At 61.8% G+C, this 20,919-nt stretch carries 40 protein-coding genes and 1 pseudogene; 37 read left to right on the top strand and 4 right to left on the bottom strand.

Features of this window, described 5'->3' with window-relative positions:
- The first annotated feature begins 99 nt into the window (after positions 1-99).
- A complete protein-coding gene (locus BST17_RS24905; protein WP_083061584.1) occupies positions 100-1,224 on the top strand; it encodes a tyrosine-type recombinase/integrase in 1,125 nt (374 codons plus the stop codon).
- A gap of 28 nt (positions 1,225-1,252) precedes the next feature.
- The gene (locus BST17_RS24900; RefSeq protein ID WP_083061583.1) at positions 1,253-1,552 is read left to right on the top strand and encodes a hypothetical protein; all 300 of its coding nucleotides are present in this window, start codon (positions 1,253-1,255) and stop codon (positions 1,550-1,552) included.
- On the opposite strand, the gene BST17_RS24895 is transcribed toward BST17_RS24900, so the two are convergent.
- The 4 genes and pseudogenes from BST17_RS24895 to BST17_RS30005 all read right to left on the bottom strand — a co-directional run.
- Positions 1,487-1,750: a DUF3263 domain-containing protein gene (locus BST17_RS24895; RefSeq protein WP_083061582.1), complete on the bottom strand. Its 264-nt coding sequence runs from the start codon at positions 1,748-1,750 to the stop codon at positions 1,487-1,489. The two genes, BST17_RS24900 and BST17_RS24895, sit on opposite strands and share 66 nt — an antisense overlap.
- The gene (locus BST17_RS24890; RefSeq protein WP_234807813.1) at positions 1,738-2,175 is read right to left on the bottom strand and encodes a hypothetical protein; all 438 of its coding nucleotides are present in this window, start codon (positions 2,173-2,175) and stop codon (positions 1,738-1,740) included. The genes BST17_RS24895 and BST17_RS24890 overlap by 13 nt, the downstream gene beginning before the upstream one ends.
- A gap of 75 nt (positions 2,176-2,250) precedes the next feature.
- A complete protein-coding gene (locus BST17_RS29755) occupies positions 2,251-2,640 on the bottom strand; it encodes a hypothetical protein (protein ID WP_234807812.1) in 390 nt (129 codons plus the stop codon).
- A 96-nt stretch (positions 2,641-2,736) separates the two neighbouring features.
- Positions 2,737-2,907 (bottom strand): annotated as a pseudogene (locus BST17_RS30005) (helix-turn-helix domain-containing protein); the annotation flags it as partial.
- Positions 2,908-3,566: 659 nt separating this feature from the next.
- On the opposite strand from BST17_RS30005, the gene BST17_RS24875 reads away from it, so the two are divergent.
- The 35 genes from BST17_RS24875 (at position 3,567) to BST17_RS24730 (ending at position 20,382) form a co-directional block, all read left to right on the top strand.
- A complete protein-coding gene (locus tag BST17_RS24875; protein WP_234807811.1) occupies positions 3,567-4,313 on the top strand; it encodes a phage antirepressor KilAC domain-containing protein in 747 nt (248 codons plus the stop codon).
- Positions 4,314-4,354: 41 nt separating this feature from the next.
- Positions 4,355-4,900, top strand: a complete 546-nt coding sequence (locus BST17_RS30000) for a sigma factor-like helix-turn-helix DNA-binding protein (protein WP_109750286.1) — start codon at positions 4,355-4,357, stop codon at positions 4,898-4,900.
- A 264-nt stretch (positions 4,901-5,164) separates the two neighbouring features.
- Complete coding sequence (locus tag BST17_RS24865; RefSeq protein ID WP_083061578.1) at positions 5,165-5,407, top strand: hypothetical protein; 243 nt, start codon at positions 5,165-5,167, stop codon at positions 5,405-5,407.
- On the top strand, positions 5,404-5,601 hold the full coding sequence (locus BST17_RS29085) for a hypothetical protein (protein ID WP_133053591.1): 198 nt from the start codon (positions 5,404-5,406) through the stop codon (positions 5,599-5,601). Before BST17_RS24865 ends, BST17_RS29085 begins: the two co-directional genes overlap by 4 nt.
- Positions 5,601-6,218, top strand: coding sequence for a hypothetical protein (locus BST17_RS24860; protein ID WP_083061577.1), 618 nt, complete (start codon positions 5,601-5,603; stop codon positions 6,216-6,218). The genes BST17_RS29085 and BST17_RS24860 overlap by 1 nt, the downstream gene beginning before the upstream one ends.
- Before the next feature lie 322 nt (positions 6,219-6,540).
- A complete protein-coding gene (locus BST17_RS24855) occupies positions 6,541-6,747 on the top strand; it encodes a hypothetical protein (RefSeq protein WP_133053590.1) in 207 nt (68 codons plus the stop codon).
- Positions 6,744-7,070: a hypothetical protein gene (locus BST17_RS24850; RefSeq protein ID WP_083061575.1), complete on the top strand. Its 327-nt coding sequence runs from the start codon at positions 6,744-6,746 to the stop codon at positions 7,068-7,070. The genes BST17_RS24855 and BST17_RS24850 overlap by 4 nt, the downstream gene beginning before the upstream one ends.
- Positions 7,067-7,366 (top strand): hypothetical protein, encoded by a 300-nt coding sequence (locus BST17_RS24845; protein ID WP_083061574.1) that lies wholly within the window; start codon positions 7,067-7,069, stop codon positions 7,364-7,366. The genes BST17_RS24850 and BST17_RS24845 overlap by 4 nt, the downstream gene beginning before the upstream one ends.
- Before the next feature lie 336 nt (positions 7,367-7,702).
- Positions 7,703-8,005 carry a hypothetical protein gene (locus BST17_RS24840; protein ID WP_083061573.1) on the top strand — a complete coding sequence of 101 codons (303 nt, stop codon included), beginning with the start codon at positions 7,703-7,705 and terminating at the stop codon, positions 8,003-8,005.
- Positions 8,006-8,255: 250 nt separating this feature from the next.
- On the top strand, positions 8,256-8,777 hold the full coding sequence (locus tag BST17_RS24830; protein ID WP_083061571.1) for a WhiB family transcriptional regulator: 522 nt from the start codon (positions 8,256-8,258) through the stop codon (positions 8,775-8,777).
- Complete coding sequence (locus BST17_RS24825) at positions 8,774-9,028, top strand: WhiB family transcriptional regulator (RefSeq protein WP_407937768.1); 255 nt, start codon at positions 8,774-8,776, stop codon at positions 9,026-9,028. Before BST17_RS24830 ends, BST17_RS24825 begins: the two co-directional genes overlap by 4 nt.
- Complete coding sequence (locus BST17_RS29410) at positions 9,025-9,198, top strand: hypothetical protein (protein ID WP_165762345.1); 174 nt, start codon at positions 9,025-9,027, stop codon at positions 9,196-9,198. Before BST17_RS24825 ends, BST17_RS29410 begins: the two co-directional genes overlap by 4 nt.
- Positions 9,195-9,665: a hypothetical protein gene (locus BST17_RS24820; protein WP_083061570.1), complete on the top strand. Its 471-nt coding sequence runs from the start codon at positions 9,195-9,197 to the stop codon at positions 9,663-9,665. Before BST17_RS29410 ends, BST17_RS24820 begins: the two co-directional genes overlap by 4 nt.
- Positions 9,662-9,913, top strand: a complete 252-nt coding sequence (locus BST17_RS29995) for a YegP family protein (RefSeq protein WP_083061569.1) — start codon at positions 9,662-9,664, stop codon at positions 9,911-9,913. Before BST17_RS24820 ends, BST17_RS29995 begins: the two co-directional genes overlap by 4 nt.
- Positions 9,910-10,911, top strand: coding sequence for an AAA family ATPase (locus tag BST17_RS24810; RefSeq protein ID WP_083061568.1), 1,002 nt, complete (start codon positions 9,910-9,912; stop codon positions 10,909-10,911). Before BST17_RS29995 ends, BST17_RS24810 begins: the two co-directional genes overlap by 4 nt.
- Before the next feature lie 220 nt (positions 10,912-11,131).
- On the top strand, positions 11,132-11,464 hold the full coding sequence (locus BST17_RS24805) for a hypothetical protein (protein WP_083061567.1): 333 nt from the start codon (positions 11,132-11,134) through the stop codon (positions 11,462-11,464).
- A gap of 61 nt (positions 11,465-11,525) precedes the next feature.
- Positions 11,526-12,017 (top strand): hypothetical protein, encoded by a 492-nt coding sequence (locus BST17_RS24800; protein WP_133053589.1) that lies wholly within the window; start codon positions 11,526-11,528, stop codon positions 12,015-12,017.
- A gap of 127 nt (positions 12,018-12,144) precedes the next feature.
- Positions 12,145-12,543 (top strand): hypothetical protein, encoded by a 399-nt coding sequence (locus BST17_RS24795; RefSeq protein WP_133053588.1) that lies wholly within the window; start codon positions 12,145-12,147, stop codon positions 12,541-12,543.
- 566 nt (positions 12,544-13,109) lie between these two features.
- The gene (locus BST17_RS24785; RefSeq protein ID WP_083061563.1) at positions 13,110-13,364 is read left to right on the top strand and encodes a hypothetical protein; all 255 of its coding nucleotides are present in this window, start codon (positions 13,110-13,112) and stop codon (positions 13,362-13,364) included.
- A 68-nt stretch (positions 13,365-13,432) separates the two neighbouring features.
- Positions 13,433-13,828, top strand: coding sequence for an HNH endonuclease (locus BST17_RS24780; protein ID WP_207573714.1), 396 nt, complete (start codon positions 13,433-13,435; stop codon positions 13,826-13,828).
- Entirely contained in the window at positions 13,821-14,630 is an 810-nt protein-coding gene (locus BST17_RS29080; RefSeq protein ID WP_133053587.1) for a hypothetical protein, read from the top strand. The genes BST17_RS24780 and BST17_RS29080 overlap by 8 nt, the downstream gene beginning before the upstream one ends.
- Positions 14,623-15,003 (top strand): hypothetical protein, encoded by a 381-nt coding sequence (locus BST17_RS24770; protein WP_083061560.1) that lies wholly within the window; start codon positions 14,623-14,625, stop codon positions 15,001-15,003. The genes BST17_RS29080 and BST17_RS24770 overlap by 8 nt, the downstream gene beginning before the upstream one ends.
- A 254-nt stretch (positions 15,004-15,257) precedes the next feature.
- The gene (locus BST17_RS29075; RefSeq protein WP_133053586.1) at positions 15,258-15,635 is read left to right on the top strand and encodes a hypothetical protein; all 378 of its coding nucleotides are present in this window, start codon (positions 15,258-15,260) and stop codon (positions 15,633-15,635) included.
- Positions 15,628-15,990: an FDXHR family putative zinc-binding protein gene (locus BST17_RS30025; protein WP_456238131.1), complete on the top strand. Its 363-nt coding sequence runs from the start codon at positions 15,628-15,630 to the stop codon at positions 15,988-15,990. The genes BST17_RS29075 and BST17_RS30025 overlap by 8 nt, the downstream gene beginning before the upstream one ends.
- The gene (locus BST17_RS24760) at positions 15,983-16,234 is read left to right on the top strand and encodes a hypothetical protein (protein WP_083061559.1); all 252 of its coding nucleotides are present in this window, start codon (positions 15,983-15,985) and stop codon (positions 16,232-16,234) included. The genes BST17_RS30025 and BST17_RS24760 overlap by 8 nt, the downstream gene beginning before the upstream one ends.
- Positions 16,235-16,515: 281 nt before the next feature.
- Positions 16,516-16,824, top strand: coding sequence for a hypothetical protein (locus tag BST17_RS24755; protein WP_083061558.1), 309 nt, complete (start codon positions 16,516-16,518; stop codon positions 16,822-16,824).
- Positions 16,825-16,958: 134 nt separating this feature from the next.
- Complete coding sequence (locus BST17_RS24750; RefSeq protein ID WP_133053585.1) at positions 16,959-17,258, top strand: hypothetical protein; 300 nt, start codon at positions 16,959-16,961, stop codon at positions 17,256-17,258.
- A gap of 49 nt (positions 17,259-17,307) precedes the next feature.
- Complete coding sequence (locus tag BST17_RS29405; protein ID WP_165762344.1) at positions 17,308-17,472, top strand: hypothetical protein; 165 nt, start codon at positions 17,308-17,310, stop codon at positions 17,470-17,472.
- Between the two features lie 105 nt (positions 17,473-17,577).
- On the top strand, positions 17,578-17,874 hold the full coding sequence (locus tag BST17_RS24745) for a hypothetical protein (RefSeq protein WP_083061556.1): 297 nt from the start codon (positions 17,578-17,580) through the stop codon (positions 17,872-17,874).
- Positions 17,874-17,984, top strand: coding sequence for a DUF7419 family protein (locus tag BST17_RS30020; RefSeq protein WP_456238130.1), 111 nt, complete (start codon positions 17,874-17,876; stop codon positions 17,982-17,984). The genes BST17_RS24745 and BST17_RS30020 overlap by 1 nt, the downstream gene beginning before the upstream one ends.
- The gene (locus BST17_RS29070) at positions 17,981-18,211 is read left to right on the top strand and encodes a hypothetical protein (protein ID WP_133053584.1); all 231 of its coding nucleotides are present in this window, start codon (positions 17,981-17,983) and stop codon (positions 18,209-18,211) included. Before BST17_RS30020 ends, BST17_RS29070 begins: the two co-directional genes overlap by 4 nt.
- Before the next feature lie 20 nt (positions 18,212-18,231).
- Entirely contained in the window at positions 18,232-18,561 is a 330-nt protein-coding gene (locus BST17_RS24740) for a hypothetical protein (protein WP_133053583.1), read from the top strand.
- Positions 18,562-18,631: 70 nt separating this feature from the next.
- Positions 18,632-19,294, top strand: coding sequence for a DUF7341 domain-containing protein (locus BST17_RS24735; RefSeq protein WP_083061554.1), 663 nt, complete (start codon positions 18,632-18,634; stop codon positions 19,292-19,294).
- Positions 19,295-19,694: 400 nt separating this feature from the next.
- A complete protein-coding gene (locus BST17_RS29060) occupies positions 19,695-19,955 on the top strand; it encodes a hypothetical protein (protein ID WP_133053581.1) in 261 nt (86 codons plus the stop codon).
- Positions 19,945-20,382, top strand: a complete 438-nt coding sequence (locus BST17_RS24730) for a hypothetical protein (protein ID WP_133053580.1) — start codon at positions 19,945-19,947, stop codon at positions 20,380-20,382. Before BST17_RS29060 ends, BST17_RS24730 begins: the two co-directional genes overlap by 11 nt.
- The last annotated feature ends 537 nt before the right edge of the window (positions 20,383-20,919 follow it).

Genomic DNA, 20,919 nt, shown 5'->3' with positions numbered 1-20,919 from the left:
TTTCGGCCAGGACAGCACCAGCAGACAGCACGGACCGGTTTATGCTGGTCATATGGAATCCAACCCCCAAGGTTGTGACGGCACGGAAAGCCTTGCCTGATGGCGTACGTCAGGCCCCGCGAACGCAAAGACGGATCGAAGTTCTACTCCGTCTACTGGCGCGACGGCGGCCGAGGATCCAAGCAGGAATGCGAATCCTGGGAGACCCCCGAAGACGCCGAGCACTTCAAGAAACTCGTCGATGACGTGGGTGGGGTGAAGGCCCGCGAGATCATGCGGATCGTCGCCACCCCCCGACAATCCCAAACGTTGGCTCAGTACCTCACCAAGCACGTCGACACCCTCACCGGCATCCAGGCCGGAACGAAGAAACGCTACGAGGCGTACGTCCGCAACGACCTGCACCCCATCGGCAGCATCCCGCTCACCGCACTGTCCCGCTCCGACATCGCCGCGTGGGTGAACACAATGTCGGAGAAGTCCTCAGCCAAAACGGTGAAGAACAAACGAGACTTCCTGTCCGGCGCATTGAAGGCCGCGGTCAAAGCTGGGGTGATCACCCACAATCCGGCTGAAGATGTCCGCAATCCCCGCTGGGACCGCAAAGAGATGGTGTTCCTCACCTCTGCGGAGTTCAAGCTGCTGCTCTCCGAGATACCGGAGTACTGGCGCCCCCTGGTGGAGTTCCTCGTCGCTTCAGGCTGCCGGTGGTCGGAAGCCACCGCCCTGCAACCGAAGGACATCGACATCTCCCACGGCACCGTGCGCGTAACGAAGGCGTGGAAGACCGGGGCCGGCGGGTACACCATGGGTGTACCGAAGACGAAGAAATCAGTGCGGACCATCAACGTGCCTTCCCGTGTGTTGGAGCAGCTGGATTTGTCGGGGGAGTGGGTGTTCACCAACTCCGGCCGCGGGCTAGGTGCATTCGCTGATGGGGTGGTGCGGTCGAGTGACTCCCCGGTGCGGATCCATTCGTTTCACCCGAACGTGTGGCGGCCTGCCATCAAGCGAGCGGAAGCTAAAGGGCTGCGGAAGTCCCCCAGAATTCATGACCTGAGGCATACAGCGGCGTCGTGGCTTATCCAGGCGGGCAGGCCGTTGACGGCGATACAGCAGCAGCTCGGGCATGAGTCCATCGCGACGACTTCCGACGTTTATGGGCATCTGGACCGGTCGTCGGGTCAGTCAAACGCCGCAGCGATCGACGCAATGCTCGCCTAGCAACTCCCGGCTTCCCTATGCTTGCAGTATGAAGACCGCTGTCATCCTGGCCGCTATCGCGTTTCCGCTCGCAACCGCAGCCCCAGTAGCAGCGAACGAGTACTCCTGCCTGAACGCCGCAGCATCGAACGGCTACGTCAATGCCGACAAGTTCGTTTGGCAGGTCGAGCAGGATTGCGCCACCGCCTACAAGATCGCCTATCCCGGTGGGATCGACACCCAGGAGCAGGCGAAGGCCGCATCGGACGCCGCCGACCAGTACCTACGGTCGCTCGGGTACGACGCCGAGACGGTCGAGCAGATGGACATTGCGGGGCACGGCGTCTAGGCCGGCTATCCGCCTGAGCCGGTTCACAACGACCGGGTTGTACGACAACGCCGTCTCCGATTCAAGCAACTGGCTCAACCGTTGGTAGTAGCGCACCGGATCTAACCCAAGGCCGCGAATGGCGTCTTCCTTCGCCCCCGGCGTCCGCCAGAACAGGGCTTCAAGATCCAAGATCTGTCTGTCCGTCACGGAATCCATAACCACTCGTCCCCTAACGCACCCTCCAACTGACTGGTCTCCAGCGGATCGAGGGTGCTCATTCGTGTGTGCAGGGTGGGTAGATCAACCCATAGGGCGTCGGCCAGTTCGTTGGGTTCACGGCTCCACCGCAAACCCTCCTCCAGGTCGTGCATCTCGATGAGCCGGCGGGCCGCCAACTCATCGACGATGCGCTCCTCGCGTTCCTGAAGCCCTGGGGGTACCGGCCCACGCTCTAGATGGATCAGCTCGTGGGTCAGGGTGCATCTGCGGTGGACCTGGCGGAGCCGCCTGCACAGCCACACTCGCCGGAGTTTGAAGCTGGTCACTCCCCACATCTGGTGGGGCAGCTCCCGGTGGCAGTTGATGATCACGTCGGGGTAGTTCTCAGCGGCGTGACGCCACGGATGCCAGCGGGATTCCATACCTGGAAGCTAACTGTGACCCCCGACAAGTCAGACGAGCCGCAAGCCCCTGACCTCGAATAACAGCCGTGTTATTCAGGTTTGGGGTGCTCTTTTACGTTTCGGGCAGCCAGAACCATACGCCTCCTTGATTTGCTTCTCTTGGCTCGGTGAAGGCGATTCCGCCGCAGCTTCCATGACATGGGTCTTCTCCTCTGCTGTCTCCCAGTAACCGTGATTGTCGAAACCGTTTCTCAGAAGCTCGTCCCGATCCAAAAAGAGCCTTTCGAGGATGGGTCTGACCTCCGCGCCGGCACCGCTGTTGAGAACATCGTCGGTGAATCTGTCGCACACACCGAGGGCTATGTCGACTGCGTTATCGGCCGTCATTCGCCCTTCGGCCACTTGTCCTCGAAGAACGACAGTTACTGCATCCCAGGCTGAAAGGCTTCTGGGTGCGACCGCCATTTCCGCGAGCTGCTCCATAGAGACGCGTCCATCCCCCCGAGGCGGTAGAGGCGTGGGGTCTCCGCCGTGAAGGGTCCGCGCGGCGCTACCAACTTCCCAATCCAGTCCGGCGTCAAGGCGACGCAGCACCAGCGGTGTCGGATCCTTTAGAACGCCCCGTTCGATTTGACTTAGCGTCGTGGAGCTAGGGCCGCTCCGGCTTCGCAAGTCGGTTTGTTGCAAGCCGAGCTCTTCGCGCCGTTGGCGGACGATGCGCCCAAAACGCTGTCGGTCCGGTTCTTCCATGGCGGCAAGACTGCCAAAAATTTTCGGCAAACCATAGTCCGGTTTGGCTAACGACGCGCATGTAGTTTTCAAGGTCGGCGTCTCACACGCTGGGGATTCTGCACGTCAGGGCAAATTTGTGGCAAAAATGCTTGCGGTCGCGGCGGTTAGCCGTTACCGTCAGGACCTATGGGAAGCAAAATTGCCGCAAAACGGCGATACAGCCGACAGCGAGAACGTCGGGTCCCGCCTCACATGTCTCTTCAGGACGTCCGACTTCTACTCAAGGGCATCGCGAAGCAGTACAACTTGCCCCTCGGGTTCGACATCGATGACATCTGCGATCGGGTTGAGGCTGCGTGCGGTGATCGACCGGCCAGAGGAACCATCTCCGCGATCGAGACGGGCACGAGGGGCGTTTCGGCTGAGCTTTTGACGGCGCTGGAGTTGGCCTACGGCACACGTCCCGGGTCGATCACGACGACATACGAGCCCCGTTGTACGCCCAGCCTCGCCGACGAGGTCGCGTAATGCCCGTCCGATACGCCCCCGCATAAACAACGCCCCCACCTGGTCAGGGGTGGGGGCTTACCGACAACCCGAGTTAGGAGACTCGAATGTCAGAATCCAATCATACCGGAGCGTTGGTTCCGTTTAACTACGGCGACTCTCCTGTGCGAGTGATCGTCATCGACGGTGAACCCTGGTTCGTCCTCACAGATCTGTGCAAGGTTCTCGACCTTACGAACCCCCGCAACGTCGCGGCCCGCCTGGCCGATGATCAGAAGGGTGTCCGCCCGGTGGACACCCTTGGCGGACAGCAGTCAATGACCATCGTGTCGGAAGCTGGCATGTACGAGGTGGTGTTCCGCAGCGACAAGCCTGAGGCCGTGGCGTTCCGCCGCTGGATCACGGGGACCGTTCTTCCCGAGATCCGCCGCACCGGCTCGTTCAACGCTCAGCCCGCCCTGCCCCAGACACGCGAGGAGCGGTTCGCCCTCGCGCTGGTCGATGCGAAGCAGATGATCGTGGAGCGCGACGAAACGATCAAGGAACTGACCGCACCAGCGCGGTCGTGGCAACTGCTCGCCGATGCTCGTGGCGACTTCTCTGTGGCGGAGGCCGCGAAGATCCTGTCTCGCGATCCGTCGATCACAACCGGGCGTGATCGCCTGTTCGACTTCATGGCGGAACAAAAATGGATCTTCCGGTCCAAGAACGCACGCGGCGGCTGGGAGGCGTATCAGACCGCTGTTGACACGAGGCGTCTGGTCGAGAAGCCCGCGAAGCCCTTTTTGAACTCCAAGACCGGCGCTTACGAACTGCCTGCCCCCACGATTCGCGTGACTGCAAAGGGCATCGGCAAGCTCCACGAACTCATGGGTGGCACAGAGCCGATCCGCTTCGTTGTGGGAGAAGCATCGTGACGGAAAAGGTTGCCCGCACTAGGCAAGCCTGGCGTCCGCCCATGCCCCGCAAGGGAAAAGCCATTCTCCTGGACGCGCGGGAGGCTTCTGGACAGTACGGATGGACAGACGAGAACCTGGCAGCAGTTCACGCAGCCAGGGACGCCGGCTGGACTTTGCAAGAGATCGCCGATGTCCTCGGCTGCACCCGCGAGTACGTGCGGCAGCTGTATGAGAAGGAATCAGATCCGACCTGTGAGGTGACCGGATTCCCAGAAAAGCCGAAACGCCCGCAAGCCCCCCAACGGATTCCCGTCAACGTCCTTCGGAGACGACTGGTTTCGTCCGGCGAGATACAGGAACTTGTTGACCTGCAACGCGTAGCTAAGCGACGCCGCAGTAACGGAAATCCAGCAACTGTAGCTGCGGCAGAGGAACTTTGGCGCCGGGTTAATGACCTTGTCAACCTCGGGGTCTCGTCCACTTGGTTGTCTCAGCAGATGGGGCTGTCCAGCCAGACCTTGAATTGGGGCCTGGTCCGATACGGATACCGAGACTGCCCTCCCTCGCAGTCGTTGAAGGTAACTGGGGGCGGTCAGCATGACTGAAACGTTCAGTGTGGAGGAGTACGCGGACCGTGTGCTCGGATCCCACCAACCCGCCGACATTCAGTGGTTGGTGAAGCGGTTCCGGGGTGAGTCGAAGCCCCAGTTGCCGGCCTACAAGGCGGGCCGCAGGTGGCGGGGAACTGAAGAGGACATCGAGCAGGCCATCGAGTTGTTGAGGCCGACAAAGGTTGGTGTTCCTGATGTTCCGTCTGCTTCGGGTTTGACGAGGACTTCTGCTCGTCGGTTGATGGGGAGGTCGGCGTGATGAATGCGGCTGAGGTGTTGCTCGCGATGTTGTTGTTGGCGGGGGTGTTTATCGCCGTGGTGTGGGGTGTGTCTCGGGCGGCGTATGCGCGGGGTGCGGAGGATGCGCTAGCCGATTCGGATTCGTACCGGTTCGAACGTCAGGAGGAGCGGAACCGCGCTGTGGATGCGGAAGCGGAAGCGCAGCGGTCGGGGGATGACTGGGTGGTAGGGGATCTGGCGGATGAGGGGATGAATCGATGAACAGCGTTGTTGCCGTCCGGGATCTATTGATGGACGACAAGGTGATGCCGGTCAACGGTGTCGGGAAGGTCTTCACCGTCACCGATCTGCACTACGACCAGGGTGTGGTGAAGACCGTCACCTTGTGGGACGGGTGGCGGGAGCACGTCAGTCGGGAGAAGACGTTCGTCCTCACGGCGAGGGTGTGGGACTGATGTCGGCTCGTCAGGTTGCCCGTGATCTCCGGTATGTCGCTGCGGATTTGTGTTGGGCTGTGGTGAAGGTGTCGGTGGATGGGTTGGCGTCTGGTGTGTCGTGGTGGATGGCCAGGAGGCAGCCGGCTCCGTTGCCTTCGGGTGCGGAAGCACTCACCAAAGCAGAAGCCCTAGACGAGGTGTGGGAGCCGGGATGTGCGCGGCTGCTGCGGAATCCTGAGACGCTGCAACGGCTTCTCCAGGCTGACGAGACGCAAGCCGTCGAGCTGGATCTGACCCCGGAGCAGCGTGATGCGGCTGCTGAGTGCGGCGTCGACATCTGCTGCGAGCACTGGACCGCTTTCAAGGCGGGCGAGAAGTGCTGGGAGTGCGAGCCTGGTCCGGGTGTGGTGACCACCCCCACACCCGGACAGCCAACGTTTGCCGACCACGTCAAAGCCCTCCTAGAAGAACACATCGTGGTCAACGAAATGTTCGGAATCGGAGTCCTCTGCACCGGATGCGATTGGCGGGGCGTGCATTCCGACCGCAACACGCATTTGTCGGAGTTGATCGGGGAGTTAGTGGCAGCCGAAACCCGCATCGCACAGAAACTACGAGCAGCAGGAGACAAGTGATGGCATCTGTCGGCGAGGTCACAGTGAAGGTCAAGGCTGATCTATCGGCGTTCACCCACGCAACTGTCGAAGACGTGGCGAAGGTGATCGCTGCCCACGTGTACGGAGATGGCGGACCGGTTGCAGATCCAGGCTCTCCCAGCGCTTTGAACGTTTGTACAGATGCCGCTGCGGAGTTGTGCGAGCGGTTCAACATTCTGCCTGCCTGATTTTGGCGGGGTCTCGGTTGCGGTAACAGCCGAGACCCCTGAACACAACGGAAAACACACATCAACGAGAGGAATCCGAAGTGCCTGCACGAAACGATACCAACGAGGTGGCGGTGAGCTTCGATGCTCTCGTTGACCTCACGACGAATGCCGTCGGCTACGGCGTGATGATGGCTTTGGAGAGCCGAGACGAACTGCTCCGGAAGCTCCAGGCGGCTGGCCCGAACACCACCATGTGGGATGTGTTGAAGCCCGACGCGGAGAGTTTCCTGCGGACCCGTACCGACCTCGTGGAGCGACTGAACGAGGTGACCGAATGACCGAACTGGATTCGCCGCGTGTGGATACCGACTTCACCCCGGACATTCACTGGGGGAGGAGGCCGGGGGTGGTGCGCCCGCAGCCCCGGTGGTGGGAGAAGCAGTGGTTGACCCTGCCCTGGTTCCACCCGTCTCGGGTGGTGGTGGATGCGTCGGATGAGCATGACTTCACCAACGCACTCGTCGAGTTGCAGGGCATGGCCCTCGATTTGGAGGCGGGCTTGCTGTCCGGGCATCGTCCTTCCTCCCCGCCGTTTGTGGGTGAGGAGATGGGGCCGAACCCCCCGTTCGAAACCTTCCAAGACTTCTGGAACGCAGCATGAACGCGGCGGAAGTGCTGGCGCAGCACCAGTATTGGCCCCGCTCCACGGTCTGCAAGTGCGGGCATGTTCCGCTCACCGTGGGCGAGATCGCCGCGCACCAGCTCGACGCGCTCAAAGCCGCCGGATACGCGGTCGTCGAGACTCAGATGATCGAAAGTGGCGACGTTATCGACAAGATCGCGAAGGCTGTCGGGTGGTGTGAGAACCCCGACCCGGACGACCCAGAAGAGGCCGTTGCAGAAGTAAACAACCTGCTCTGGGACTGGGTTAACGCCGATGCGGAGGCCCGGTCGTGAGCGCGCTTGGGGGTTTGTCGTGGCCTGATGTGTGGCAGGCGTTCGGGATTGTGTGGACTGAGGGGTTGCAGGTGCAGGCCGCCATGCTGGTCGTGGCACCGGTTCTGGGCTTCGTCATGGATTTTGGGATGCGGCGCCCGTGCTACGAGGTGACCCGATGAGCCCCCAGGTGCGGGTACGTCCCCGCCGACTCCAAAACATCGGCCTATCGGTCGCCTGGACCCTCTGGATTGCGGGGTGCGCTGTCACCGTCGGCACCTACAACCCCGTCTGGCTGTATGCGGGGACATTAATGGCGGTCCTGTTGGCGTTCGCCACAGACACCAGGAGACAACGATGAGCCTCGAGAGGCCAAGCCGCGAAGAGGTCGACGCCGAACTTGAGTTGGCGATCATGGGCTACGACCGCCGCGATAAGTACCCCGAGTGGGGCAACGCCGCGATGCGCGAGGCGTACCGGGCCGGGATGGAAGACGGTCGGCATGCGGTGAAATCGCCGATCCGAGAGCTGCACCGTCCGTTTGATCGGCCCCTCAGTTGGGGCAACACGCAGACCGAGCGCGTCTGTGCTCACTGCCTCGGCCCTATCTCCTGGCCTTGTGCGACTGCTCGTCTGGTGTATGCGGAGGACGAACTGTGACTGCGAATGTGGGTCGTACCCCTAACCGGTTCCACCACAACGGAGACGTCACCGTAGGCGGCTACTTCGGACCCCTCCACGACATCACCCCCATCCCCTTCGGCACCAAACATTTACACGTCAGGTTCATGTACGGGCTGTCCCTGGACTTAACCCCGGCGGATGCGGCGGAGTTGGTGCTGCATCTGACGAAAGGGCTACGCGGGTTGGGGATCACACCCAATTTGGCCGGCGCAACCTGGGAGGGCGAATGAGGGCCGGCGTGGCTCAACGCAGCCACAAACCAGCCTTCACCACCTCCAAACTCCACGGCGCCTGCGCAGCCAAAGATCCCGAAGTGTGGTTCCCCGAAAGCAACGGCGGAACGACCCTCATAGCCAAACAAATCTGCCTCGACTGCCCCGTCCGAATCGAATGCCTCCAAGAAGCCTTGGACCGAGGCGAGGAGTACGGAATCTGGGGGGCTCTCACCTCCACCGAACGTAAGCAGCTCCGCAAAGGCGCTTCTGCGCGAACTGTGAAAGTGGCCCGCCCAGTCCTACCGGAGGAGCACGGCTACAAGGGATACCGAAAGGGCTGCAAATGCAAGGTGTGCAAGGCCGCCTGGTGCGACTACATCAAAGAACATCAGGAAGCGCACCGGGAATCGAAAGTGTGTGTGGTGTGCGGCGGCGATGTCCGCGGGCACGGAAAGTCCCGGTACTGCTCTAAGTCTTGTCGGAATGTCGTCAACGCGCAGCGGAAGCGCGACCAGCGTAGGAGGGCTGCGTGAGCATCATCGGAACCATCGACCACCTACTCAATCGGGAGCCGTGGATGGACATGGGTTTGTGCCGGGAGGTTGGGCCGATCTTCCACCCGGAGAAGGGTGAGCGCGCCAAAGTCGCTGAGGCGAAACGTATCTGCCAGACGTGTGATGTGCAGGCGCAGTGTTTGGAGTACGCCCTGAAAACCCGTGAAAGGTGGGGCATTTGGGGCGGTTATACGGAGCGTGAACGGCGTCGGCTCAGGAGGTCGGCATGAACCGCATATCCGCTATCGGCGCCGCACTGGACGACCTCAGGTCCGAGGTGCACGACGCCGAGAAACTCACCAGCGACAGGGAAACCCATGACGATCTGCGGCGTATCCGCCAGTACTTGAACTGGTGTGTGAGGCGGGTCAACAACATCGAAGAACGGACAACGAAGTGACTGATCCTGTAGCGCAGTTGGCGCTGTCGAAGCTGTTGGGCGGGAAAGTGAAGGAGTGGGAGGCCGACGCCAAAGCAAGGTTGTCGATGCTTCCGGGGGAGAGGACCGCCGCTGTCATCGGCTCCCAGGTGTTGGGGCATGTCGGCATGACGAAGGGCCGGAAAACGGCCCGTGTGGTGAATGAGGCGGCGTTCCTGGCGTATGTGAAGTCGAGGTGGCCGGGTGAGGTGGAGGTGTCGGAGTCGGTGAATCCGGCGTTCCAGAAACGGCTTCTGGACGAGGCCGCGAAGCTGGGGGCGTTTGTGGATTCGGAGGGTGTGGTCATCGACGGCATCGTTGATGTCACCCAAGGCGATGCCTACCCCATCTTCAAGGCTTCGGAGGATGCGGACATCATCGTCGCCGGCCTGTTGGCGAAGGGCGCCCTGAACGTCAACGGACTCAAAGAGCTGGAGGCCGGCGAATGAGGCGTCCTGGGTTGTACGTGCGTCAATCGGAGAACGGTGACGGCGAGTTCTGGTACGTCATCAAGTCCCCGAATGGGCACATCCTCGCGACGTCGGAGATGTTTCCCAGCCGGTCGAATGCGAAGCGGGCGGCGCGGGCGTTCATTCGTCTCGTTGCGCCGGTCACGGTGGAGTTTTCGTACTGGGCTGGCCCTGTTCCTCCGCTGCGGGCTAAGGGCTACAGGCTCGTCACGGAGCGCATCCGATGACCGCGCTCAGGACGAGGCCCCCGACCGGCGCTGTCCCGTGGCCGCTCATCCTTGTGGAGGGTGGGGAGAAGTCCGGCAAGTCATGGTCCGCCGCTGTCCTCTCCGCGTCGGAGAAGGTCGGTAGGACGTTCTGGCTGGACTGGGGCGAAGGGGCATCCGACGAATACGGTGCTATCCCTGGAGCCCGGTACGAAGTCATCCAGCATGACGGCACCTGGCCCGACATCTACGCCCAGATCAAAGCTGCGAAGGATGAAGCCCAAAGGGCCGTAGACGCTGGTGAGAAGCCTGTGGTGTTGGTGATTGATTCGATGACCGCCGAGTGGGATGACCTCAAAGAGTGGGTTGACGGGAAAGCCAGGAGGCGGGACGCCAACCGGAAGAAACTTGAGAAGGACCCCGAAGCGGAAATCCAGATCACCACCGATCTGTGGAACCTCGCCACGGCTCGGCATAAAGAGTTGATGCGGGTGTTGATGCGGTTCCCCGGAATCGTCGTCATGACCGCGAGGGGTGCGGATCAGGTGGCAATGGAGAACGGGAAGCCCACCACGAAACGGACGTGGAAAGTGGAGGGCCAGAAGAACCTGGCTTTTGATGCGTCGGTGTGGGTGCGGCTGTCCCGGTCTGAGCATCCGCAGATCATCGGTGCGCGTTCGGTTCATGCGGGGATCGTGCCGGGGGAGGACAAACCAAAACGCATCCCTGAGTTGACGCTGGAGCAGTTGGTGTTCGACATCCTGCGGTGTGATCCGAAGACGGCGCACGTTAGGGAGGCTGCGTCGGTTCAGGAGCGGGTTATGGACTTGATGGACGCGGTGGATGCCGCGGAGTCCAAGGATCAGCTGACCGAGATTTGGCGGGATGCGAAGGCCGGCGAGGTTTTGAATGTTGGTGTGTTGGATGGGCCGACGTTGTCTGAGGCGATCATGGCCCGCGCGCAGGCGTTGGAGGCCAGTCCGCAGGAGCCGGTGCAGCAAGAGTTGGAGGCGTCCTGATGTGGGATCCGACGAAAGCCCCCGACTACCGGCCGCACACCCCACCACAGTGCTCAGTCTGTGACAAACCTGTTCGGGGTGCGTATCTGTCGTCTTCGGATGGGGTGGTGTGTGAGGTGTGTATCCCGGTGACGGTGACTAGGACGCGGTGTGGTTGTGGTCATTGGGATTACACGACGCAGGCGTGGCCTTCGAAGTGTGCTAGCTGCCGGGAGGCGTCGTGAGTACCGAAAACCCCACCCACGCGGCAGAGGTGCTGAAGCAGGCGTTCCGGGACGCGGACATCGAGTGCGACTGGGACGCCGAAGGGCACGCGATGCACGCCCTCGACGCGCTCAAAGCAGCCGGATACGCGGACCCGGTGAAGCTGCCTGAGCCTGACGAGGACGGATTCTGGCCCGTCGAACTGCCGCAGCACCGAGCGACCGCGCATGTCTACGTGACCCCGGGCGGTCAAGTGCAGTACCCGCGCTACGCCAATACGCCAGGATCCGCACGTTCTCTCGCTGCCGCGCTGTTGGCTGCCGCTGATGCTGCGGAGGCCCACTCGTGAGTGTGGACACGATGTTGTGGTTCCGGCGTCGCCGCCGCAACCACCGGAGCGGGTGGCGACGATGAGCGTCACCGAGTTCTACGGCAACCGCACCTGGGCGGACACCGAAGGTGACATCAGCCCACACCAGAACGGGTTGGCGACCAGCCTGCGCATCCCGATCCTCACATCGGCGTTCCCGCGCTGGAACTACATCACCGGGATCGTAGTTTGCGATGGAGTTGTCGATCAATGCGTCATGCCAACTGACGATGAAATCCGCCTACTGCGTGATCATCTCGACCTGTACAACCGCTACTACCGGCAGGCGTTCCTAGATGCTATGCGCGACTTTGCCCCTTATGACATCGATGGTGGGGCGAACCTCGGCTACTACATGAAGCGCCCGGACAGTGGGTGGTGCTACCGGAAGCGGACATGGCAGTTGGGGGCACGCTGGTGGCCGTCCCCGATTCATTGGCAGACCAACGGTGGTCGAGGGTTTCAGCCTCCGTTGCCGTTGTCGCACGTTCTCACCCGCAACTTTAGGGGTTGGGGGCGGCTGTGTACGTAGTGCAGTGCGAGTGCATGGACAAACCCAGTCGCTTTGAACACCGGTCGGGGGATTTGTCGGCTGAGGCGTTCGTACGCCGCCACCACGCCTTCACAGGCCACCACACCCAAATACACCAGGAGACCGAATGAGCGACCTTGCAGAAGATCTCAAGGCAGCCATCGACGCAGTGGCAAAGCGGCTCACAGCCGAGATCGTCGGCCCGAGTGACAGCTACAACGGAGGACGGTTGACCGGCGACCAGGCCAACGGGCTCGCCCACCTCGTCGTCGACACCTTGCTCACCCAAGGATGGGCGGTGCTCCGCATCCCCGAGGGTGAACCGCACCGGGGATACAGTTCGGGACGCTGGCCCGTCGAAAGCCAAGACCCGGACGCTGCTGTTGTCATCCGCAGCGATGGGCGGATCGTCAGTGACGGCATCAGCAACCCTTACAGGCATCCCAACCATGCGTTGTCTCATGCTGTTGCGTTGATCGCGGCTCGGGATGAGGCGTTGGGTCGATCCTTCACGGACGCGTCCTGATGGCTGCTAAGGGTTTCACCCCCGCCGTGAAGGCCATCGTCTACGAACGCGCTGGCGGCTTGTGTGAGCGGTGCGGCAACCACCACACCGATGTGCAGTACCACCACAGGAGGCCGCGCGGTTCCGGGGGCTCTCGGCGGGCTGACACCAACCTCCCGGCGAATTGCTTGCTGTTGGGTGCGTCGTGCCATCACGCCACAGAGATGGGCAGGACGACGGCATACGAGTTCGGGTGGCTCGTCAGACAAGGCCACAACCCATCCGAGGTGCCCGTGTTCCGGCGCGGCGCATGGGTGTTACTCGACAACGATGGGGGTTTTGAGCGTGTCCCCGCCCCCACACAGGAGGCCGGATGAGCCGCCGGGATCGTGGGTTGTGTTGTGGGGGTGGGCATTCAACCCCGAAACAAGCACGTCAAAGTGGTAAACTTGGGGGGTTAAATGCAAGGCCCCCGGCGACAGCTGTGAACTGCCCCGGGGTGTGGTCTCACCTGTATGAGAGGTTCGACAATGACAGATGATAGTCCAAGGCCGCTGAGGGCTGTAGAGGCAGATGCCTCCAACCCTATGACGGTCGATCAACTCCAATCGCACGGCAACACTCTGCTCCAGCAGGCTGCCAGGGAATGCCGCAGGGCGCTACAGGCATCCACGAAGATTGATCTGCTTTATGAGGGTCGCAGCTACCGAATCCGGGACGTCGAGTGGATGCAGCGAGAAGCTGAGGACGCCAGGGTGAAGTGGGCGAATGTGTGCGCCCTGCTGGATGAGGTGGTCCGGGAGTACCGCAACAGCGTGAAGCGCACGGGCGGTGGTGCCTGATGCCGGTATCTGCTGATGGTGTCTACCGCCCTCACCCCGAGAAGGTCGGCCCGAGGAGGCGTGCCATCGTGTACGCCCGCGACAACTGGACCTGCCAATACTGCGGACGTGTGTTCGTCCCTGAAGCCGACAATCTCTCCGGTCGGTATGCGCCTTGGCATCGATTGCCCGCCGACGTCGATGTGGTCTATCTCGAAATTGACCATATCCACCCCCGCGCCCTGGGCGGTACGAACGAACTCGACAACCTTCAATCGGCCTGCACCCCATGTAACAAGCGCAAGCTAGCCACCACCATGCGCGTCGACTGGGACGCCCGAATTGCCCTGGCGCAGAGTGTTCTAGAGGCTGGTCCTGCGGGGGAAGACACCGCACGTAAGGCCGCTGCGGTACTCATCGGTTGCTTGCAACGAGAAGTCCCGAAGATCCGAGGCAGGAAAGCCGAGGTGGATTTGGATGGCTAACTCTGCTGCCCTGATTCGGGAATCCATCTGGCGTGACCGCGATTTCCGCAGCCTCCCAAGAGGAGCACAGGCCACGTATGTGCAGTTGTGCTCGCAGAAGGATCTGGACTGCGCCGGCCTGCTCACCCTGAACGTCGGGTTGTTGGCCAAGGGATGCGACCAGATCGACAAAGCTGCGATCCTGGCCGACCTCGCTGTCCTGGAGGACCACCGTTTTGTGTTCGTGGACGATGAGACCGACGAACTGTTCATCCGGTCGTACATGAGGACGGCTCAGGTGGTGAAGTCCCCCAACATTTTCAAGAGCGCGTTGAAGTCGGCCGGGATGGTGGAGTCGGATAAGTTGAGGGCCGAGGTCGCCGCCGAGTTGAGGCGGTTGCACCGTGCCGAGGCCGACAAACTGGCCGATGAGCTAAACCCTTCTGGAAGTCATCGTCCCGATCCGACGAAGGGTTCCGGAACCCTTCCCGAAAATGGAACCCTTCCGGAACCCTCCAGTACAGGAACAGGTTTAGGACTAGGGTCACCTTCTGTTGGTGGTTACCTTGGGGAGGGAACCGCCCCCCGCCCCCATTGCCCAAAGCATGTCGAAAACCACGACGGGCCATGCCGTCCGTGCGAAGCCCGACGCAAGTGGGATCTCCAGCACGAGGCGGATGTGAAAGCCGATGAGCTTCACCGCAAGCGCACCATCCGCGCCCTGATCGATGCGTGCCCGGACTGCGATCAGGTGGGCCGGCTTGATGATCTCTCGGATTGCCCGAAGCATCCGTCTAACCGCAAGGGAGCCGAAAGTGCCTGACGCCGTCGTGATCATCGCCGAGACGATCCAAACCCATCAGATCGCTTCTAAGCGGATCAAGCACCCGCGCATGCCCGGTGCATTGCGGAACCTCACAGGTTGCAGCGGGTGCGACTGGGTTTCTGAGGCCCTCAACGAGGCTGGACTGGACGCGCACCGGCAACATGTCGCCGCAGCGGTCAACGTGGCTTTGGGTTACCTGGAGCCCGAGACACAGTTCAAGTACACACATCTCGGTACTGGCAAGTGGACCATCCTTGAGGCTTTCGATGTGCCGGTGGCCCGGAAGATCGCCGGGACAACGCATGAGCTGAGCGTGGTGTCTCGGTGGGTGTCGGGTTGGGCGGACGCAGAAGGGTCTGCTGATGCCTGATCGTTTTGGTGAGTCCGACGACCCCACCACCGAGCCGGAACACCATCCTGAGTCTGGTTGGGAACCGGACAGGTTGTGGGCTGCCGAGCAACGAGCCGCAGCGATCGCCGGGTGCGGCCTGTGTGACAGCGACGGCTATCAGGGTGCGTTGGTGTGTGCGCATGTGGATTTCCGGCCGGCTGCCGCACGGGGCCGCAGGTTGATAGCCGAGGTGTTGGCGAAGGTCCGGGAACGCCGCGAGGGAGGAACCGAAAATGGCTGACCAAACGCCCGAGCAACGCATCCTCGAAGCAATCCGGAGTTGGCCCAACCATCCGTGGCTTGTGCTTCCCGGACCCGTGGACATCGCCGGGGGTCTCGCCGCACATCTGGTCCAGGCGCTTGGTTTGGCTGAGCACGCCGAAACGGTGCCTGTGTTCGTCAACGATGACCCACCTGAGTTGGTGTGGCGCGGCCTGGAGCAGGTCCCGGCCCAGCACGCCGAGTGGATTCCCCACACCCGCCTGGCCTCTGTCTGGCATTCCGAAGATTGCCCGGATTGCCGAGAGGAGCACGGCGTTCACGACCGCCGGATTCGTGAGGGTCGTGCTGAAGCGGTCTCGCGTGTTGTTGGGGGTGACCCGAATGCCTGACAGCCCACAGAGCCCGCCGGGAGGGCCGCTCATGACCACACACAGCCCCCAACCCACCCAGGACTACCCGGAAGGCCCAAAAGTGGCTCAGAATTCGATCCTGACCGCCGGAACGCACGGCTGTGCCCGATGCCCGAACCGGTGGGGAGGATTCAAGACGGCTCACTGCGGCGCGTGCCATCGCACCTTCACAGGGCTGACGGCGTTCGACAAGCACCGCACCGGCTCCCACACCAACGACACCCGACACTGCCTCCCACCCGAGTCAGTCGGGTTGGTGAATGCCGGCCGTGCGTACCCGTGCTGGGGATTCTCAGGCGAAGGTGACGACCGATGGGCAGACGACGATGAGTGAACTGACCGACCTACCCGAGCCCGTCATGGTGGGATTCGACCGTCTCCCGTTCCCGATGCGGATGCGGATAGCAGCGGACGTGATGGACGCAGTGAACGTCCGGTTCCGCAAGGAATGCCCGACCGTAGGCATCTCCCAGAACGAGCCCATCTCCCCGTCGTCCATGCGTTTTCTCGCCGATACCTGGCAGATGGAAGACGCCCTTGCCGCTCCCTCTAACCCCGGAGACACCACCCATGAGTGACCCAGCGATCGAAGCAGCGAAGCGCGCATGGAGCCGCGAAGGATGGGGCCGCGGTGAGCCGCAACTGAGTGAGGGCGCTCTGGCAATTGCGGCTGCAAGCGAAGCGCTCGCCCCCTTACGGGACATTCACCGCCCGTTCACGCGTGACTACCCCGGCGGCGACAACCGGACGGTGTGCAATCACTGTCTCGGCCCGGTTGATTGGCCGTGCCTGACCGCCCGCTACTTGTACACGTCCGACGAGTTGGCGGCTGTTCCCTCTAACCGAAAGGCCAACCACGATGAACGCTGAGCAAATCAGTGACCTGAACGAACGCCTGGAGAAGGCCGACCTGGAACTGCGCATCCTTGCGGCAAAAGCTGCGTATGCGATGGAGGGTCAGCGGCTCACCGGGAAGGCAGAGGGCGTCCGGCTCGCCTTGTCCTACCTGCGTGAGTACGCCCCGGGCATCGTCAGTCGCGAGCATTACCAGACAGATTCGACCGGCGTTTCGTACAGCGTGGACCCGACTCGAACGATGTGGCCGCGCTGCAAGTGCGGGGCTGTAGTCCCGGACATGGACGCGCATATCGCGGAGGTGTCGGCGTGAGTGGGGTTAGGTCCGTCCTCACCGACACACTCCGAGCACACCTGCTGACACCGTTCGGTCGATGCCTGTGCGGGGCGGGGGAAGACGCTTGGGAGATCGACGACGCGGAGCCTTGGACCGCCCATCTCGCTGACGTGTTGTTGGGTTTGTCTGGTGTGGCGGTAACCCAACTCCCCGACGCCCTCGAACCTGAAACGCAGACAATCCCGGTCTTCGTTGAAGACGTTCCCCGGATCATGGTTCAACGCGGCTTGGAAGAGGTTCCGGCGCACCATGCGGAGTTCATCCCTCATCAGCGGTTGACGACGGTTTGGTACAGCGACGAATGCCCGGATTGCCAGGAAGAACGCGGCATTCACGACCGTAGGCATCGTGAGGCAATCGCCGCTACTACCGGGGCTGCTGCTGCGGTGGAACACCAGGACCAGCCGTGAACCCCGTTGCGATTGGTTACACCCTCACCCCAACCCCAAAGGACCACCGATGAGCCAATGCAAAGCGGTGCATTACGACGAGCACGGCAAGGTGGTTGCTGTCTGCACCCGCAGCCTCAACCATCACTCAGATCACCACGCCTTCGACGGTGAAACCGACATCCGATGGACCGGCGAAATCGACGTGCTGCGGGACATCAGGGAGCGCCGCTGATGTCTGAGTTGGCCCAGATCCTCACCCTCCAGGCATCTTTTTTAGCCGCTTCTCCTACGTGTCCTCGTTGTTGGGGGACCTCCTGCAACCACGAAAGGCCCAACCATGAGCGAAACGAGTCGTGATTCGGCTTCCGTCGCCGATGAAATCGACCCAGAAGGGTTCACGCGCTACGGCGGCGACTGCCTTTGCGGGGCGCTCTACACCTACAACGGCATGGTCGAACCGGGCCAGTTCCACCCTTTTTGCCCTGACCATGGCGATCCCGAAGACGAGCGGTGCCTGGCTGCTGCCGATGTGTCCGCCAAGCGCGCAGATGCCAGCGCAGGGTTGTTCGCCAGCTATCGGCACCGGTACATGTTCGGCTCAGACAATGACGACGACATCAGGGAACGCCGCTGATGTCTGATCTGTCCCAGATCCTCGCCGTCCAGGCGTCGTTCCTAACTGCCTCTCCGACGTGTCCTCGGTGTTGGCTTCCCCACTGCAACCACGAAAGGCCCAACCAATGAACATCCACGTGGTGATGCGAGATCGAGAAGTCATCGGCGCCGCAATCAAGCCGGAATCAGCGGAGGTTCTTCGCGTTGCCGAAGCGAAGCGACGACGAGACGCCTTCATGGATGGACCAGCCGGATACGAAGGGGAAACCAGATATCAACGTGACGTTGTGTACAGCTGCTACTACGACGAGATGACCGTCATCAAGACCGAACTGCACGATGGAGAACTGGTATGAGACTCGTTAAGCAGGCCGAGATGCTGACCCTGCCCCCAGGGACGCTATTCGCCGAACTGCAACAGCAGTGGTGTTTCCAGGACCTCGCAATCAAGGGCGAAACCATCATCCGCGACCGGAAACCATCCGGGTTTTGGGAACATTCCATCGCCTGGCCCGAATCCGACGACGAAACCGGAACGCCGTTCGACCGCCTGGACATCATGTGGAACGACCCGACCGCGTCATACCCAATCGAAACCGCACCCACCCGCCATGACTGTCGGGAACCCGAAACCCGATACCTCGTCCTAGAAGCGGCTGACATCGACTATCTGATCAGCGTCATCCGACCAGGGGAGCAGCAGTGACCGCGCCGCGCCTGGACACGAAAACCGTTGATAAGCAGGTAAAATCATGCCCATGCGTGGAGGTGTAGCTGTGGCCCAACCCATCACCGACGAGGACGGCAACCTGCCGGCCGCCAAGGTCGAGCTGTCCAACGCGGTATCGGCGTTGATCGAACCGAAACCGAAGAACCGTGAGATGGACGACGGCACCAACCGCATCGAATGGGTTGATTCCCTCTACGACCAACTCTTGGACGCTGTACCCGGTGGGCAGGGAAACGCATCCCGGGTGCCGCAGTCCTCACCCCCCATGTGCTTGGACGCTGCGGAGCTGAAAGCTGAGATCGACACCGCCATCGCCATCTGGGAACCGAAACCCCTCATCGACGCCTCACAACCCCACATCGCACCCATCACCATCATCCGGTTGCAGGCACTTGAAGGCAGGTCGTGGCGACCCCAAGACGTGAGGGCCATCGAGCAGATCGCCACCAACATCCGATCCTGGTGCGAATCCATCACCACCCTGCTCAACCCCGCCCCCAAATGGACCCTCCCCAACCCGTGCCCTGCCTGCGATGTGGCGATCGTGTACCGCAAGAACAGCGGCGGCGAAACCGTCCGCCAATCCGCATTGCAGATCGGCCCCACCGGTTGTGTATGCCAGAACTGCCACCACGAATGGGCGCCCTCCTATTTCCAGCATTTGGCCCGCGTCATGGGCTACGACCTACCCGCTGGTGTACTCGAATAGACACGCGTGGACTCACGTGCACGGGAATGGTCGCAAGAATGGCGTTTATGTGGCACGATAAACATCGGCACCAGCAGTGTGTGAAAATCCCGATCTTATCGACGGGTCTCCCCCTGTTCCCCTGCTGGCCGCCCTTACTTAGCTGGACCGCCTCGCAGGCTGGTCGAATCCCGTTCTGACCGCTATCCAACGGTTACACCCCTGTTTGCTGCGGGAGGTTCGTCATGTCACCAACCCCCGCCCAAGTCGCAGCCCGCACACGGTTAGAAGCGCGCATCACCCGCTGCTACACCAACCTGAAACGCGCCCGATTCGACGGCAACGACCTCGTCATGGACATCGCTGAGCGGGATTTGAACGACTTGTTGGATCAGTTGCCTCGCACAGCCCAGGAGGAAACATGAAGCTCATCGACCGAGTGATCGACTATGTGGCGGATCGGGTCCTTGAGCGCGTGGAAACGCGTCGTCCACACCAGAATGTGACGCTCAACGTCGTCAACCGAGCGGACTGGGACGATGCTGCACCGGGTACTGCGTACCAAAGTGATCTGGCGAAATTCGAGGCCGAACACCAGGCAATGAGGGAATCCGCCAGGGAATTCGCGCGGAAGGTCGTAGGGCCGGAACCGAAACTGTGGGGCCGCACCCGTGGATGTTGACGCTTTGGCTGAGCGGGTTGCTCCCCGTTTGGCGACGTTGACGCACCCCGGCGACGGAAGCCCCGGATCCGATGTTCGCCCGCTGAACTTGTGTGGTTTGTTCGGGCCGTACGAAGTCCCCGACAACATCTCCGAAGAAGACCGGGAAGAACTTGGCATCCCAGCACCGGAGTTCCCACGCCTGTTCATGGAGGCGGTCTACGCCCTCGAAGAGTCAGAGTTCAATGTGGCCCGCGTCGACGCTACCCAGTTAGCGGAGGACCGCGCCGAACTGAAGGCGTTGCGCGCAGCAGACGGCGGCAAACGCCATGAGCGCAAATGGTTCTACGACCCGTCAGGGAACCGACTGTTTCGTGCCATGATCACTGCCGATGGTGAGGGATACATCATTTCCCAAGACTCACTCGACGCCATCAGGAACAGCTGATGGCGCACATCCGGGTCGAGGTTGACGGGACAGTCCAGTTTGACGGTGAAGTCTCCGACTGGCAGGCACCACCCACACCACCCGCTGTAGCTTCCCCCATCCGTGCAGCCGACATGCCACCCGGCATCCGAACCATCCTCGCCAAAGCACTGTGCGAAACCCTAGAGAAAGCCACTGGGTTCAAGTTCAGGCAAATCTGATGCCCAAACCAGGCACTAACAGCCAACGCGGCTACGACAACGTCCATCGAAGAAAACGCCAAGCCTGGGCACCCATCGTTGAAGCCGGCCAAGCGATCTGCTGGCGATGCCAGACACCCATCAACCCCGGGCAACTCTGGGACCTTGGCCACAAACCAGGAACAGACCCCAAGGACCGGCAATGGGCAGGCCCCGAACACCGAGGGCGTGACTGCCCAGCCGGAGGGAACAGGGCCACCGCCCGCACACACCGACGCCCCCCCGCGGCACGTTCCACGCCAACCGCGGTCACGACTACCGCACCCACGACATCGAGATGCACATCTCCGAGATCGGG

Origin of the sequence: Mycolicibacterium bacteremicum, assembly GCF_002086115.1 — a bacterium.
GTDB lineage: Bacteria > Actinomycetota > Actinomycetes > Mycobacteriales > Mycobacteriaceae > Mycobacterium > Mycobacterium bacteremicum.
The sequence above is the reverse complement of the archived record's forward strand: the minus strand, read 5'-3'. Positions and strand labels throughout refer to the sequence as shown.

What these genes read in the sequence shown, in the direction of transcription:
- BST17_RS24905 (WP_083061584.1), top strand. Translation starts at nt 100, where the DNA reads ATGGCGTACGTCAGGCCCCGCGAACGCAAAGACGGATCGAAGTTCTAC.
- BST17_RS24900 (WP_083061583.1), top strand. Translation starts at nt 1,253, where the DNA reads ATGAAGACCGCTGTCATCCTGGCCGCTATCGCGTTTCCGCTCGCAACC.
- BST17_RS24895 (WP_083061582.1), bottom strand. Translation starts at nt 1,750, where the DNA reads ATGGATTCCGTGACGGACAGACAGATCTTGGATCTTGAAGCCCTGTTC.
- BST17_RS24890 (WP_234807813.1), bottom strand. Translation starts at nt 2,175, where the DNA reads ATGGAATCCCGCTGGCATCCGTGGCGTCACGCCGCTGAGAACTACCCC.
- BST17_RS29755 (WP_234807812.1), bottom strand. Translation starts at nt 2,640, where the DNA reads ATGGAGCAGCTCGCGGAAATGGCGGTCGCACCCAGAAGCCTTTCAGCC.
- BST17_RS30000 (WP_109750286.1), top strand. Translation starts at nt 4,355, where the DNA reads ATGCCCCGCAAGGGAAAAGCCATTCTCCTGGACGCGCGGGAGGCTTCT.
- BST17_RS24865 (WP_083061578.1), top strand. Translation starts at nt 5,165, where the DNA reads ATGAATGCGGCTGAGGTGTTGCTCGCGATGTTGTTGTTGGCGGGGGTG.
- BST17_RS29085 (WP_133053591.1), top strand. Translation starts at nt 5,404, where the DNA reads ATGAACAGCGTTGTTGCCGTCCGGGATCTATTGATGGACGACAAGGTG.
- BST17_RS24860 (WP_083061577.1), top strand. Translation starts at nt 5,601, where the DNA reads ATGTCGGCTCGTCAGGTTGCCCGTGATCTCCGGTATGTCGCTGCGGAT.
- BST17_RS24850 (WP_083061575.1), top strand. Translation starts at nt 6,744, where the DNA reads ATGACCGAACTGGATTCGCCGCGTGTGGATACCGACTTCACCCCGGAC.
- BST17_RS24845 (WP_083061574.1), top strand. Translation starts at nt 7,067, where the DNA reads ATGAACGCGGCGGAAGTGCTGGCGCAGCACCAGTATTGGCCCCGCTCC.
- BST17_RS24840 (WP_083061573.1), top strand. Translation starts at nt 7,703, where the DNA reads ATGAGCCTCGAGAGGCCAAGCCGCGAAGAGGTCGACGCCGAACTTGAG.
- BST17_RS24830 (WP_083061571.1), top strand. Translation starts at nt 8,256, where the DNA reads ATGAGGGCCGGCGTGGCTCAACGCAGCCACAAACCAGCCTTCACCACC.
- BST17_RS29410 (WP_165762345.1), top strand. Translation starts at nt 9,025, where the DNA reads ATGAACCGCATATCCGCTATCGGCGCCGCACTGGACGACCTCAGGTCC.
- BST17_RS29995 (WP_083061569.1), top strand. Translation starts at nt 9,662, where the DNA reads ATGAGGCGTCCTGGGTTGTACGTGCGTCAATCGGAGAACGGTGACGGC.
- BST17_RS24810 (WP_083061568.1), top strand. Translation starts at nt 9,910, where the DNA reads ATGACCGCGCTCAGGACGAGGCCCCCGACCGGCGCTGTCCCGTGGCCG.
- BST17_RS24800 (WP_133053589.1), top strand. Translation starts at nt 11,526, where the DNA reads ATGAGCGTCACCGAGTTCTACGGCAACCGCACCTGGGCGGACACCGAA.
- BST17_RS24795 (WP_133053588.1), top strand. Translation starts at nt 12,145, where the DNA reads ATGAGCGACCTTGCAGAAGATCTCAAGGCAGCCATCGACGCAGTGGCA.
- BST17_RS24785 (WP_083061563.1), top strand. Translation starts at nt 13,110, where the DNA reads ATGACGGTCGATCAACTCCAATCGCACGGCAACACTCTGCTCCAGCAG.
- BST17_RS29080 (WP_133053587.1), top strand. Translation starts at nt 13,821, where the DNA reads ATGGCTAACTCTGCTGCCCTGATTCGGGAATCCATCTGGCGTGACCGC.
- BST17_RS29075 (WP_133053586.1), top strand. Translation starts at nt 15,258, where the DNA reads ATGGCTGACCAAACGCCCGAGCAACGCATCCTCGAAGCAATCCGGAGT.
- BST17_RS30025 (WP_456238131.1), top strand. Translation starts at nt 15,628, where the DNA reads ATGCCTGACAGCCCACAGAGCCCGCCGGGAGGGCCGCTCATGACCACA.
- BST17_RS24760 (WP_083061559.1), top strand. Translation starts at nt 15,983, where the DNA reads ATGAGTGAACTGACCGACCTACCCGAGCCCGTCATGGTGGGATTCGAC.
- BST17_RS24755 (WP_083061558.1), top strand. Translation starts at nt 16,516, where the DNA reads ATGAACGCTGAGCAAATCAGTGACCTGAACGAACGCCTGGAGAAGGCC.
- BST17_RS29405 (WP_165762344.1), top strand. Translation starts at nt 17,308, where the DNA reads ATGAGCCAATGCAAAGCGGTGCATTACGACGAGCACGGCAAGGTGGTT.
- BST17_RS24745 (WP_083061556.1), top strand. Translation starts at nt 17,578, where the DNA reads ATGAGCGAAACGAGTCGTGATTCGGCTTCCGTCGCCGATGAAATCGAC.
- BST17_RS30020 (WP_456238130.1), top strand. Translation starts at nt 17,874, where the DNA reads ATGTCTGATCTGTCCCAGATCCTCGCCGTCCAGGCGTCGTTCCTAACT.
- BST17_RS29070 (WP_133053584.1), top strand. Translation starts at nt 17,981, where the DNA reads ATGAACATCCACGTGGTGATGCGAGATCGAGAAGTCATCGGCGCCGCA.
- BST17_RS24740 (WP_133053583.1), top strand. Translation starts at nt 18,232, where the DNA reads ATGCTGACCCTGCCCCCAGGGACGCTATTCGCCGAACTGCAACAGCAG.
- BST17_RS29060 (WP_133053581.1), top strand. Translation starts at nt 19,695, where the DNA reads ATGAAGCTCATCGACCGAGTGATCGACTATGTGGCGGATCGGGTCCTT.